This is a genomic window from Peribacillus sp. FSL R5-0717, assembly GCF_038002945.1.
Lineage (GTDB): Bacteria > Bacillota > Bacilli > Bacillales > DSM-1321 > Peribacillus > Peribacillus frigoritolerans.
This window is the reverse complement of sequence record NZ_JBBOOF010000001.1, coordinates 3,402,321-3,414,711: the sequence shown is the minus strand read 5'-3', so window position 1 is coordinate 3,414,711 and position 12,391 is coordinate 3,402,321. Positions and strand designations below refer to the sequence as shown.

The window sequence follows — 12,391 nt, the reverse complement described above, 5'->3', positions numbered from 1 at the left end:
GCAATCCTTCGCTATTGGTGATACCGGTGGCCGGGGTCGAACCGGCACTCCAGAGGAACACGATTTTGAGTCGTGCGCGTCTGCCAATTCCGCCACACCGGCATGTATATTGGAGGCGGCAACCGGAATCGAACCGGTGGTAAAGGTTTTGCAGACCTCTGCCTTACCGCTTGGCTATGCCGCCAACTTTTTTTGGAGCGAAAGACGGGATTCGAACCCGCGACCCCAACCTTGGCAAGGTTGTATTCTACCACTGAACTACTTTCGCATATGGCTGGGCTAGAAGGGATCGAACCTTCGCATGACGGAATCAAAATCCGTTGCCTTACCGCTTGGCTATAGCCCATTAACGTTGTAATCATTATATCATATTTTTTAAAATGGGGCGACTGATGGGAATCGAACCCACGAATGCCTGAACCACAATCAGGTGCGTTAACCACTTCGCCACAATCGCCATTATAGAATTTAAATTGGCAGGGGTAGTAGGACTCGAACCCACACTGGAGGTTTTGGAGACCTCTGTTCTACCTTTAAACTATACCCCTGTAATAAAAATGGTGGAGGGGGGCAGATTCGAACTGCCGAACCCGAAGGAGCGGATTTACAGTCCGCCGCGTTTAGCCACTTCGCTACCCCTCCGCATATGGATGAAACATGGTGCCGGCAAGAGGACTTGAACCCCCAACCTACTGATTACAAGTCAGTTGCTCTACCAGTTGAGCTACACCGGCACTACTATGGTGGCTCAGGACGGAATCGAACCGCCGACACAAGGATTTTCAGTCCTTTGCTCTACCGACTGAGCTACTGAGCCAAACAATAAAAATGGCGGTCCCGACGGGAATCGAACCCGCGATCTCCTGCGTGACAGGCAGGCATGTTAACCGCTACACCACGGGACCATAGATTGCGGGGACAGGATTTGAACCTGCGACCTTCGGGTTATGAGCCCGACGAGCTACCGGACTGCTCCACCCCGCGACGGTAATAATGTTGCTATTTTGCATCAAGTTTTCGTGTTAAGCGTTTCAATGGGCTGAATAATCAATCCTTTATGCAGAAACAACCTGATCTTATTGAAAATGGTGGAGGATGACGGGATCGAACCGCCGACCCTCTGCTTGTAAGGCAGATGCTCTCCCAGCTGAGCTAATCCTCCAATATGTTATCTAAATGGTGACCCGTACGGGATTCGAACCCGTGTTACCGCCGTGAAAGGGCGGTGTCTTAACCGCTTGACCAACGGGCCAGGTATAAATGGCGGAGAGCAAGGGATTTGAACCCTTGAGACAGGGTTACCCGTCTACACGATTTCCAATCGTGCTCCTTCGGCCACTCGGACAGCTCTCCAATAATGGCTCCGCAGGTAGGACTCGAACCTACGACCGTTCGGTTAACAGCCGAATGCTCTACCACTGAGCTACTGCGGAACAATATAAGCTTGGCGACGTCCTACTCTCACAGGGGGAAACCCCCAACTACCATCGGCGCTGAAGAGCTTAACTGCCGTGTTCGGAATGGGAACGGGTGTGACCTCTTCGCTATCGTCACCAAACAATGTTAACATTTTTTCAAGACATATATTATTATAACGTCTTTTTGAGAAAATGCAAGAAGAAATTTTCATTCCTTCAAAACTAGATAATAAGAAGGTATTTCATTTTTTTAAAAGCGTTGGTTAAGTCCTCGATCTATTAGTATCAGTCAGCTCCACATGTCACCATGCTTCCACCTCTGACCTATCAACCTGATCATCTTTCAGGGATCTTACTAGCTTGCGCCATGGGAAATCTCATCTTGAGGGGGGCTTCATGCTTAGATGCTTTCAGCACTTATCCCGTCCGCACGTAGCTACCCAGCTATGCCTTTGGCAAGACAACTGGTACACCAGCGGTGCGTCCATCCCGGTCCTCTCGTACTAAGGACAGCTCCTCTCAAATTTCCTGCGCCCGCGACGGATAGGGACCGAACTGTCTCACGACGTTCTGAACCCAGCTCGCGTACCGCTTTAATGGGCGAACAGCCCAACCCTTGGGACCGACTACAGCCCCAGGATGCGATGAGCCGACATCGAGGTGCCAAACCTCCCCGTCGATGTGGACTCTTGGGGGAGATAAGCCTGTTATCCCCGGGGTAGCTTTTATCCGTTGAGCGATGGCCCTTCCATGCGGAACCACCGGATCACTAAGCCCGACTTTCGTCCCTGCTCGACTTGTAGGTCTCGCAGTCAAGCTCCCTTGTGCCTTTACACTCTACGAATGATTTCCAACCATTCTGAGGGAACCTTTGGGCGCCTCCGTTACTCTTTAGGAGGCGACCGCCCCAGTCAAACTGCCCACCTGACACTGTCTCCCACCCCGATAAGGGGCGCGGGTTAGAATTTCAATACAGCCAGGGTAGTATCCCACCAACGCCTCCACCGAAGCTGGCGCTCCGGCTTCTCAGGCTCCTACCTATCCTGTACAAGCTGTACCAAAATTCAATATCAGGCTGCAGTAAAGCTCCACGGGGTCTTTCCGTCCTGTCGCGGGTAACCTGCATCTTCACAGGTACTATAATTTCACCGAGTCTCTCGTTGAGACAGTGCCCAGATCGTTACACCTTTCGTGCGGGTCGGAACTTACCCGACAAGGAATTTCGCTACCTTAGGACCGTTATAGTTACGGCCGCCGTTTACTGGGGCTTCGGTTCAAAGCTTCGCTTGCGCTAACCTCTCCCCTTAACCTTCCAGCACCGGGCAGGTGTCAGCCCCTATACTTCGCCTTGCGGCTTCGCAGAGACCTGTGTTTTTGCTAAACAGTCGCCTGGGCCTATTCACTGCGGCTTTTCTGGGCTATTCACCCTAAAAAGCACCCCTTCTCCCGAAGTTACGGGGTCATTTTGCCGAGTTCCTTAACGAGAGTTCTCTCGCACACCTTAGGATTCTCTCCTCGCCTACCTGTGTCGGTTTGCGGTACGGGCACCTTACATCTCACTAGAGGCTTTTCTTGGCAGCGTGGAATCAGGAACTTCGGTACTATATTTCCCTCGCCATCACAGCTCCGCCTTAATGGAAACGGGATTTGCCTCGTTTCCGGCCTAACTGCTTGGACGCGCATATCCAACAGCGCGCTTACCCTATCCTTCTGCGTCCCCCCATCGTTCAAACGATGTATAGGTGGTACAGGAATATCAACCTGTTGTCCATCGCCTACGCCTTTCGGCCTCGGCTTAGGTCCCGACTAACCCTGAGCGGACGAGCCTTCCTCAGGAAACCTTAGGCATTCGGTGGAAGGGATTCTCACCCTTCTTTCGCTACTCATACCGGCATTCTCACTTCTAAGCGCTCCACCAGTCCTTCCGGTCTGACTTCAACGCCCTTAGAACGCTCTCCTACCATCGACACCATACGGTGTCAATCCACAGCTTCGGTGATACGTTTAGCCCCGGTACATTTTCGGCGCGGAGTCACTCGACCAGTGAGCTATTACGCACTCTTTAAATGGTGGCTGCTTCTAAGCCAACATCCTGGTTGTCTAAGCAACTCCACATCCTTTTCCACTTAACGTATACTTTGGGACCTTAGCTGGTGGTCTGGGCTGTTTCCCTTTCGACTACGGATCTTATCACTCGCAGTCTGACTCCCAAGAATAAGTATTTGGCATTCGGAGTTTGACTGAATTCGGTAACCCGTTGGGGGCCCCTAGTCCAATCAGTGCTCTACCTCCAATACTCTCATCTTGAGGCTAGCCCTAAAGCTATTTCGGAGAGAACCAGCTATCTCCAGGTTCGATTGGAATTTCTCCGCTACCCACACCTCATCCCCGCACTTTTCAACGTGCGTGGGTTCGGGCCTCCATTCAGTGTTACCTGAACTTCACCCTGGACATGGGTAGATCACCTGGTTTCGGGTCTACGACCTCATACTCATTCGCCCTATTCAGACTCGCTTTCGCTGCGGCTCCGTCTCATCAACTTAACCTCGCATGAAATCGTAACTCGCCGGTTCATTCTACAAAAGGCACGCCATTACCCATTAACGGGCTTTGACTACTTGTAGGCACACGGTTTCAGGATCTATTTCACTCCCCTTCCGGGGTGCTTTTCACCTTTCCCTCACGGTACTGGTTCACTATCGGTCACTAGGGAGTATTTAGCCTTGGGAGATGGTCCTCCCTGCTTCCGACGGGATTTCTCGTGTCCCGCCGTACTCAGGATCCACTCAGGAGGGAACGAAGTTTCAACTACAGGGTTTTTACCTTCTTCGACGGACCTTTCCAGGTCGCTTCATTTACCCCGTTCCTTTGTAACTCCATGTTGAGTGTCCTACAACCCCAAGAGGCAAGCCTCTTGGTTTGGGCTAATTCCGTTTCGCTCGCCGCTACTCAGGAAATCGCGTTTGCTTTCTCTTCCTCCGGGTACTTAGATGTTTCAGTTCCCCGGGTCTGCCTTCAGTACCCTATGTATTCAGGTAAAGATACTGTTCCATTACGAACAGTGGGTTTCCCCATTCGGAAATCTCCGGATCAAAGCTTACTTACAGCTCCCCGAAGCATATCGGTGTTAGTCCCGTCCTTCATCGGCTCCTAGTGCCAAGGCATCCACCGTGCGCCCTTTCTAACTTAACCGTTAAAAAAGATCTTACAGATGCTTTGAAAAAAATTAATTGCCTTCTATCTATTATCTAGTTTTCAAGGAACAAAGCAGAAAGAATCCATCACATCGTGATGTTCGTCTTTCCTATTTGAATGAATTACTCATTCAAAACTGAACAAAACAAAAGCGCTCTCGTAATTATCCTTAGAAAGGAGGTGATCCAGCCGCACCTTCCGATACGGCTACCTTGTTACGACTTCACCCCAATCATCTGTCCCACCTTAGGCGGCTGGCTCCATGAAGGTTACCTCACCGACTTCGGGTGTTACAAACTCTCGTGGTGTGACGGGCGGTGTGTACAAGGCCCGGGAACGTATTCACCGCGGCATGCTGATCCGCGATTACTAGCGATTCCGGCTTCATGCAGGCGAGTTGCAGCCTGCAATCCGAACTGAGAATGGCTTTATGGGATTCGCTTACCTTCGCAGGTTTGCAGCCCTTTGTACCATCCATTGTAGCACGTGTGTAGCCCAGGTCATAAGGGGCATGATGATTTGACGTCATCCCCACCTTCCTCCGGTTTGTCACCGGCAGTCACCTTAGAGTGCCCAACTGAATGCTGGCAACTAAGATCAAGGGTTGCGCTCGTTGCGGGACTTAACCCAACATCTCACGACACGAGCTGACGACAACCATGCACCACCTGTCACTCTGTCCCCCGAAGGGGAAAGCCCTATCTCTAGGGTTGTCAGAGGATGTCAAGACCTGGTAAGGTTCTTCGCGTTGCTTCGAATTAAACCACATGCTCCACCGCTTGTGCGGGCCCCCGTCAATTCCTTTGAGTTTCAGCCTTGCGGCCGTACTCCCCAGGCGGAGTGCTTAATGCGTTAGCTGCAGCACTAAAGGGCGGAAACCCTCTAACACTTAGCACTCATCGTTTACGGCGTGGACTACCAGGGTATCTAATCCTGTTTGCTCCCCACGCTTTCGCGCCTCAGTGTCAGTTACAGACCAGAAAGTCGCCTTCGCCACTGGTGTTCCTCCAAATCTCTACGCATTTCACCGCTACACTTGGAATTCCACTTTCCTCTTCTGCACTCAAGTTCCCCAGTTTCCAATGACCCTCCACGGTTGAGCCGTGGGCTTTCACATCAGACTTAAGGAACCACCTGCGCGCGCTTTACGCCCAATAATTCCGGACAACGCTTGCCACCTACGTATTACCGCGGCTGCTGGCACGTAGTTAGCCGTGGCTTTCTGGTTAGGTACCGTCAAGGTACCAGCAGTTACTCTGGTACTTGTTCTTCCCTAACAACAGAACTTTACGACCCGAAGGCCTTCTTCGTTCACGCGGCGTTGCTCCGTCAGACTTTCGTCCATTGCGGAAGATTCCCTACTGCTGCCTCCCGTAGGAGTCTGGGCCGTGTCTCAGTCCCAGTGTGGCCGATCACCCTCTCAGGTCGGCTACGCATCGTCGCCTTGGTGAGCCATTACCTCACCAACTAGCTAATGCGCCGCGGGCCCATCTATAAGTGACAGCGTAAACCGTCTTTCCATCTTCTCTCATGCGAGAAAAGAACGTATCCGGTATTAGCTCCGGTTTCCCGAAGTTATCCCAGTCTTATAGGCAGGTTGCCCACGTGTTACTCACCCGTCCGCCGCTAATCTCAGGGAGCAAGCTCCCATCGATTCGCTCGACTTGCATGTATTAGGCACGCCGCCAGCGTTCGTCCTGAGCCAGGATCAAACTCTCCGAAGAAATGTTTGACTTGCTCATTTGCTTTTTTGATAGTGTGTGCTCACTTAAAATTTAACGTTGGCGCTTTGTTTTGTTCAGTTTTCAAAGAGCATTTTTGATGTTGCCTACTTCGTAAGCGACTTTTACATCTTATCATGTTTTCAACTCTGTTGTCAACATGTTTTTTTTTTTGTTTTGATGAAGCTGCGAAAGCTGATGTCCCGCAGCGACATGTATTAATATAACACCTATATTATTATTGGTCAACAATAAAAATGCATTTTTTTAAAAGTTTTTTGATACACGATAAAACCGATGATATACCTCGTGCCCTTTTGTCTCCGCTTTGATTACATCGATTACCTTCTTCTCTATCAAATATTCCAATAAAACGCCTAGGTCTACTGAATAAAACTTAACTTCCGGATGCTCCATAAGCTCTGCAATCGTCCACGGATCTTCTTTCATTCCCATTATTTCGACCAAATGCTGTGAACCTGCATTCGTCCTCGAATATATAAGAAATTCGCTCGCAAGGAATAAAAGCTCCAATCTTTTTTCGAGCGTTTCCTCACTGCTGATCAATTCTTTATACAGCTTGTAAATTTCAGGTTCCATATGCTTCACTTGGTTCCAGACAGTAACCTCCGGATAAAAGCCCTGTTCTATTATCTCCAAACGTGCCAAATGATGCAGGGAATGAACGATATGATTGTATGCCTCAAGATGATGGCCTTTTTCAAAGAAGCTTTTCCCATCCATGTACCTGCGAATTAACTTCGCGAACTCCATCCCCATCTTTAACTTCCTTCCATAGAAGGGGAACTCCCGGATTTCGGTTTTCAAACGGTCCAGATATTCGTTCCGGTCAAAAAGGACCTTCCCGTTATATATCCAGTCAACCACTTTGCGGTTCGTGCCTAATAGGAGCCATTCTTTTAATTGGTCTTCCTTTACGATATGCAGGGCCGCCTTTTTATCCTGGTATGTGTAGTGTTTTAAAAACACGGCCTCTTCTGCTTCGTCTGCAATTACAAAAAGGATGTAGTCAAACGTATCGGTAATCGGGCTATTATCATCTCTTTTTTCTACTAACAAGATTCCAAGTGTAGATTTTAAACTTGCTCGCTCTTGATAAATCGGGCGAAGGATATCTTCCATCATAAATTCCTCCAAAACCTTTTTTTTAGATTTTCGACAATACTCTTCAAATTCCTGCTTAGTTCCCTTACCCCAAACCATTTCAATTCAAAAGTAATATGTATCCTTTATTTCTTTTTTGTTCCATCCATTGTTTATGTTATAGTTAAAGTTATATTTTAGGAGGGACAATCCATGGCTAAATATTCTAGCAAAATCAATAAAATACGCACTTTTGCTTTGAGTTTGATTTTCATTGGCTTTATCGTAATGTACCTTGGGCTTTTCTTCAAAACACACCCTGTTGTCATGACGATTTTCATGGGGCTGGGCCTTTTATTCATAATCGCAAGCACAGGGGTTTATTTCTGGATTGGAATGCTTTCTACAAAATCGATCCAGGTTGTCTGCCCTAACTGCAGCAAACCTACAAAAATACTAGGACGCGTAGATATTTGCATGCATTGTGAAGAACCATTGACACTTGACAAAAAGTTGGAAGGCGAAGAATTCAATGAAAAATATAACCGGAAAAGCCTGCATGATTAAGTCGATTAGCTGAATTCCCTTTCAAGAAGGCTTTAACAATTGTATCATTTCTTCATAAACATGAAAAAAAGTTCCAACCAAGTGGAGGAACTTTTTTTAATGCGATTCTTTTTTCGCACAATCCATACAGTCGCCGTAGATTTCCATCCGATGGTGACTAACATTGAAACCAGTGACTTGTGCTGCGAAATGCTCGACTTCATCCAATGCAGGATAATCGAAGTCCACAATTTTACCGCAAGTTTGGCAAATTACATGATAATGATTCGTCGTCACAAAATCAAACCTTGCCGAAGAATCCCCATACGTAAGTTCTTTTACCAAACCTACCTCACGGAACACACGCAGGTTGTTATAAACCGTTGCCACACTCATATTCGGAAACTTGCCTTCCAGCGCTTTATATATATCATCAGCGGTAGGGTGGGACATGCAGCTTATCAAATACTCAAGTATCGCATGGCGTTGAGGAGTTATTCTTACACCGGTATCTTTTAAGGAATCCAACGCTTCTTTTAACTGAACTTCAGACACCGTCATCCACCTCTTTTTCTCATTAAGTATGCATTCTTAAATTGTAATGTTTATAAATAGTGTACCTTTTATCCGTTGAATTTGTCAATAATTCAATGGCTTAACCATTCTTTTTTAGTTTATTCATGAAGACTTGATTCTTTCCCATTTTTGCATTGAACTTAGTATCCCCTAGATAAGTCGATTACGTTGGTGAAGTCTTTTCCAGCTTTCAGGTATTCACGCATATTTTTTTCGAATATAGCAAAGGTCCTTGGTAAATATTCTCCGCTTTTACTTGAAAGATGCGGTGTGACTGTAACATTCTCCATCCTCCAAAACGGATGCCCTTTTCCTAAAGGCTCCGGATCAAATACATCCAAGATGGCATGAGACAATTCCCCGGCATCCAGGGCTTCGATCAGCACTTCATCTTTAATCAAGTCGCCGCGGCCAATATTCACGAATACTGCAGATTCTTTCATGGCTTTGAAGTGTTCTTTTTGCAGAAGGCCCTTCGTTTCATCCGTACTTGGCAGGACGGATACTATATAATCGGCTCCCGGTATGGCTTCCAATAAATGATCCAGGTCATACACGTGATCAATGGATTCCACCGGTTTCCCGCTCCGGTTCACTCCTATCGTCTTCATCCCAAAGGCTTTCCCAAGACGAGCCACTTCCCCTCCTATTGCTCCTACACCCAATACGAGCATGGTCTTGCAATTTAATTCCCCTACTTCAATCTTTCTATCCCACAATTCTTCTTTTTCATTCTTCATAAGCAGCTTCAATTTCTTTTCATATTGCAAAAGCATCCCTATCGTATACTCGGCCATCGGGATTTTATGTATGCCTCTTGCGTTGGTCACCATAATGCCTCGTTCCTCGATGGCTTTAAATGGCATAGTTCCATCCCTGCACTCATGACCATGATCCATTTCAAGTTCGCTGCTTTCTCAATGATTTCTTCAGTTAAATCTTCACCATATGTAATTAAGATTTCCGCTTCACGAAGCGGCCCACCTTTCCATTCTTTTTGATAAATGAAGTTCAAATCAGGAAAAGCTTTCATCATTTTCATTTGGATACCTTCATTCGGAATGACAGTCGAAAGTATTAACATGTTTATCTCCCCCTTTTATTAACATAAAAAAACACGGGCTCTATGTGTCCCGCGCAACTTTCTCTGAGGAGGTATTCCCTTAATAAAGCATATTCGGGTGTCCCCTTTTTGAGTTGGACAAAAGCCTCATCCTTATTAAAAAAGGCTTTATTTTAAAGAATTTGGGTTTAATGCTTGTAATTCCGGCAAAACAAAAAAGCCATCCCTTCTGATCAGGACGTCGTCGAAATAGATGTCACCGCCCCCAAATTCCGGACGCTGGATCAAGACCATATCCCAATGTATCGATGACCGGTTTCCATTATCCGCTTCATCATAGGCAAGCCCAAGAGCCAAGTGCAGGCTCCCGCTTATTTTCTCATCGAACAAAATATCGTCCATAGGTTCCAATATGTATGGATTGATTCCAATAGCGAACTCCCCTATAAACCGGGACCCTTCATCAATATTCAGAATTTGGTTCATTTCAAGATCACGATTGGAAGTCGCTTTAATGATTTTCCCCTTTTTCAAGTTTAATTCTATATCACTAAAGGTAATTCCTTCATAGGTTGTGGGTGTGTTGAAGGATATCCTTCCATTGAGACTATCTTTTATGGGTGCCGTAAATACTTCCCCATCCGGTAAATTCTTTTTTCCGGCACATATGACGGCCGGCATGCCTTTGATGGAAAAGGTCAAATCTGTCCTTGGTGAAACGATCCTGACTTTGTCAGTACGTTGCATCAAATGTTTTAACGGCTTCAAAGCCGCCTCCATTTTCCCGTAATCCATCGTGCATACGTTCAAAAGAAAGTCTTCGTATCTATTGAAGGTCATGCCGGCTTTTTGCGCTGATGCCTTGGTGGGATAATTAAGTAAGACCCAACGTCGGTTGTTTACATAAAAAAGTGTAGGGGAATTCATGGCCTCCCCTTGAAGACGGTGCCTCTCGATGGGAACATCAGTCATTTCCGCATTGTTTTCTTCCCCAGTGATGATGATGACCGCATCGATATCCGTATATTTCTTCAAGGCCCATTGTGAAGCTGTGTCAAGCTGCTCCTTCACATTCCCTAGTAACAGGTGGCGGCTTATCTCATCGTCCTCGAGTTCCACATATGGATAAGCACCCACTCTGTATATTTCATCAATCAACTCTTTTAATAATGGTTTCGTGTTGATATGCCCCCGTATGAGGATTCTCTCTTTAGGCTGTAATTGTATCGAATGATGAACCAGCCTGGCTGCAAGCTTCGTTATCCTCTCATCCTTCATCTGCCTATCCCTTATTTTTCGAATTCGCGAAGAGTTTCAAGCGCTTCTTCGACATGGCCTTTAACCTTTACTTTACGCCATTCTTTGACTACATTTCCAGCCTTATCAATCAGGAAAGTTGAACGTTCAATGCCCATATACTCCTTGCCGAAGTTCTTTTTCAATTGCCAAACATCAAATGATTCAGCCGCTTCATGATTTTCGTCAGCCAGCAGCAGAAAAGGCAATCCATGTTTTTCGATGAATTTTTCATGACGTGCCGCTGGATCTGGGCTGATACCAAGGATGACCGCGTTCAATTCCTCGAATTGCTCATTATGGTCCCGGAAATCACAGGCCTCCGTCGTGCAACCTGGCGTCATGTCTTTTGGGTAAAAATATAATACAATGTTTTTCCCCTTAAAATCCGATAGGGAAACCATTTCACCATTGTTTGCAGGGAGTTTGAAATCAGGTGCTTTTTCGCCAATTTTAACAGTCATATTGAACCCTCCATTTCTTTCATTATGGTAAGAGTACCCAATAATCGAAAGAAACACAACTTTCATTTATCCTTCCTATCTTTCTGCTCCAGATCGATCACCGTACGAATCACGAACGCTGCCGGCAGTGTATACCCAATGAAGGCCTGAATGGTAGCTATCATCCTTCCCATGCCAATCGGGGCTATATCTCCATACCCTACAGAAAACATCGTCATCGCACTAAAATAAAAAGAAGTCTTCAATTGCTCATAGAAAGTCCCATCCAACCGATTGCCCATATCAAGAATCACCGAATGATTCTGAAGCTCGTATAATAAATATATCAGTGCAAATCCAACTAATATCGTCGCATATAAATTGCCAAGCCACAGCATATCTTCAAGAGAAAATTTCTTTCCTCTCGACTCAACAAGAAATAACGTACGAATGCTCATCACCATGCAAAAAATGATCCCTGCAATCAAGATGTAGAAAGTCATCCCCCACGCCCCATTTCAAAACGCCACTTCCTCTATACATACTCCCTGTCCAAACAATATATTCTTTTTAGGAATCAGCCTTATCACCGACAAACGCATTAAACGGAAACTTTCCCTAATCCTTTTTCCATGTTGACCCTTTTGGTCGGATATGTTAAGATTGTCTAAATTTTTATAATAGTTTTTATTTTATAAATCTTTGACCTGCAAACAGTTAACAAGGCAGGTTTTACAAAATTTCATATGTGGAAATAGGTTCCTAATTTTCATTAGGATTAAAAGGGAAGTCCGGTGTAATTCCGGCACGGTCCCGCCACTGTAATGGGAATGTTAGCGTCTTTCGATATGCCACTGATCAACGGATCGGGAAGGCCAGCCGCTAATGATATTCCCTAAGTCAGGAGACCTGCCTATTTCGACAACACTGTTTTAACCTACGGGAGATAGGGAGGTGTTAGGGACCTTATAATTGTAAGGGGCATTTTGCATGCAACTTTATTATTTTAAGCATTTCTAACTTTCTTTT

At 46.2% G+C, this 12,391-nt stretch carries 8 protein-coding genes, 15 tRNA genes, 3 rRNA genes and 1 riboswitch; of the genes, 1 reads left to right on the top strand and 25 read right to left on the bottom strand.

What is annotated here, in order from left to right; translation table 11 throughout:
* Nucleotides 1-21: 21 nt before the first annotated feature.
* The 19 genes from NYE65_RS16530 to NYE65_RS16440 all read right to left on the bottom strand — a co-directional run bounded on the left by NYE65_RS16530 (nt 22) and on the right by NYE65_RS16440 (nt 7,477).
* Nucleotides 22-102, bottom strand: a tRNA-Leu gene (locus NYE65_RS16530).
* Nucleotides 103-110: 8 nt separating this feature from the next.
* A tRNA-Cys gene (locus NYE65_RS16525) sits at nt 111-184 on the bottom strand.
* 9 nt (nt 185-193) lie between these two features.
* A tRNA-Gly gene (locus NYE65_RS16520) sits at nt 194-268 on the bottom strand.
* Between the two features lie 3 nt (nt 269-271).
* Nucleotides 272-346 (bottom strand) — tRNA-Gln (locus tag NYE65_RS16515).
* Between the two features lie 35 nt (nt 347-381).
* Nucleotides 382-457, bottom strand: a tRNA-His gene (locus NYE65_RS16510).
* 17 nt (nt 458-474) lie between these two features.
* Nucleotides 475-548 (bottom strand) — tRNA-Trp (locus tag NYE65_RS16505).
* Nucleotides 549-558: 10 nt separating this feature from the next.
* Nucleotides 559-642 (bottom strand) — tRNA-Tyr (locus tag NYE65_RS16500).
* A 16-nt stretch (nt 643-658) separates the two neighbouring features.
* Nucleotides 659-734 (bottom strand) — tRNA-Thr (locus tag NYE65_RS16495).
* A 7-nt stretch (nt 735-741) separates the two neighbouring features.
* Nucleotides 742-817: transfer RNA gene (locus NYE65_RS16490), tRNA-Phe, on the bottom strand.
* 12 nt (nt 818-829) lie between these two features.
* A tRNA-Asp gene (locus NYE65_RS16485) sits at nt 830-905 on the bottom strand.
* A gap of 5 nt (nt 906-910) precedes the next feature.
* Nucleotides 911-984 (bottom strand) — tRNA-Met (locus tag NYE65_RS16480).
* Nucleotides 985-1,086: 102 nt separating this feature from the next.
* Nucleotides 1,087-1,162: transfer RNA gene (locus NYE65_RS16475), tRNA-Val, on the bottom strand.
* A 15-nt stretch (nt 1,163-1,177) separates the two neighbouring features.
* Nucleotides 1,178-1,252: transfer RNA gene (locus tag NYE65_RS16470), tRNA-Glu, on the bottom strand.
* 9 nt (nt 1,253-1,261) lie between these two features.
* Nucleotides 1,262-1,353: transfer RNA gene (locus tag NYE65_RS16465), tRNA-Ser, on the bottom strand.
* A gap of 5 nt (nt 1,354-1,358) precedes the next feature.
* Nucleotides 1,359-1,433 (bottom strand) — tRNA-Asn (locus tag NYE65_RS16460).
* Nucleotides 1,434-1,442: 9 nt separating this feature from the next.
* Nucleotides 1,443-1,558, bottom strand: a 5S ribosomal RNA gene (rrf, locus tag NYE65_RS16455).
* Between the two features lie 119 nt (nt 1,559-1,677).
* Nucleotides 1,678-4,610, bottom strand: a 23S ribosomal RNA gene (locus NYE65_RS16450).
* Nucleotides 4,611-4,786: 176 nt separating this feature from the next.
* A 16S ribosomal RNA gene (locus NYE65_RS16445) occupies nt 4,787-6,337 on the bottom strand.
* The 16S, 23S and 5S rRNA genes sit together here with 15 tRNA genes alongside, the layout of an rRNA operon.
* Nucleotides 6,338-6,601: 264 nt before the next feature.
* Nucleotides 6,602-7,477: a nucleotidyltransferase-like protein gene (locus NYE65_RS16440; protein ID WP_034305324.1), complete on the bottom strand. Its 876-nt coding sequence runs from the start codon at nt 7,475-7,477 to the stop codon at nt 6,602-6,604.
* A 174-nt stretch (nt 7,478-7,651) separates the two neighbouring features.
* On the opposite strand from NYE65_RS16440, the gene NYE65_RS16435 reads away from it, so the two are divergent.
* Complete coding sequence (locus NYE65_RS16435) at nt 7,652-8,005, top strand: YgzB family protein (RefSeq protein ID WP_034305326.1); 354 nt, start codon at nt 7,652-7,654, stop codon at nt 8,003-8,005.
* Nucleotides 8,006-8,101: 96 nt separating this feature from the next.
* On the opposite strand, the gene perR is transcribed toward NYE65_RS16435, so the two are convergent.
* The 6 genes from perR to NYE65_RS16405 form a co-directional block, all read right to left on the bottom strand.
* Nucleotides 8,102-8,545, bottom strand: coding sequence for a peroxide-responsive transcriptional repressor PerR (gene perR, locus NYE65_RS16430; RefSeq protein WP_034305329.1), 444 nt, complete (start codon nt 8,543-8,545; stop codon nt 8,102-8,104).
* 155 nt (nt 8,546-8,700) lie between these two features.
* Nucleotides 8,701-9,426, bottom strand: coding sequence for a D-2-hydroxyacid dehydrogenase (locus NYE65_RS16425; protein ID WP_340861264.1), 726 nt, complete (start codon nt 9,424-9,426; stop codon nt 8,701-8,703).
* A complete protein-coding gene (locus NYE65_RS16420; RefSeq protein WP_340861263.1) occupies nt 9,387-9,644 on the bottom strand; it encodes a hypothetical protein in 258 nt (85 codons plus the stop codon). The genes NYE65_RS16425 and NYE65_RS16420 overlap by 40 nt, the downstream gene beginning before the upstream one ends.
* Nucleotides 9,645-9,791: 147 nt before the next feature.
* Nucleotides 9,792-10,901 carry an aminopeptidase gene (locus NYE65_RS16415; protein ID WP_340861262.1) on the bottom strand — a complete coding sequence of 370 codons (1,110 nt, stop codon included), beginning with the start codon at nt 10,899-10,901 and terminating at the stop codon, nt 9,792-9,794.
* A gap of 11 nt (nt 10,902-10,912) precedes the next feature.
* On the bottom strand, nt 10,913-11,383 hold the full coding sequence (bcp, locus tag NYE65_RS16410; RefSeq protein WP_328176556.1) for a thioredoxin-dependent thiol peroxidase: 471 nt from the start codon (nt 11,381-11,383) through the stop codon (nt 10,913-10,915).
* 62 nt (nt 11,384-11,445) lie between these two features.
* Complete coding sequence (locus NYE65_RS16405) at nt 11,446-11,865, bottom strand: potassium channel family protein (RefSeq protein ID WP_340861261.1); 420 nt, start codon at nt 11,863-11,865, stop codon at nt 11,446-11,448.
* Nucleotides 11,866-12,101: 236 nt separating this feature from the next.
* Nucleotides 12,102-12,293, top strand: a riboswitch (cobalamin riboswitch).
* Nucleotides 12,294-12,391: the final 98 nt, after the last annotated feature.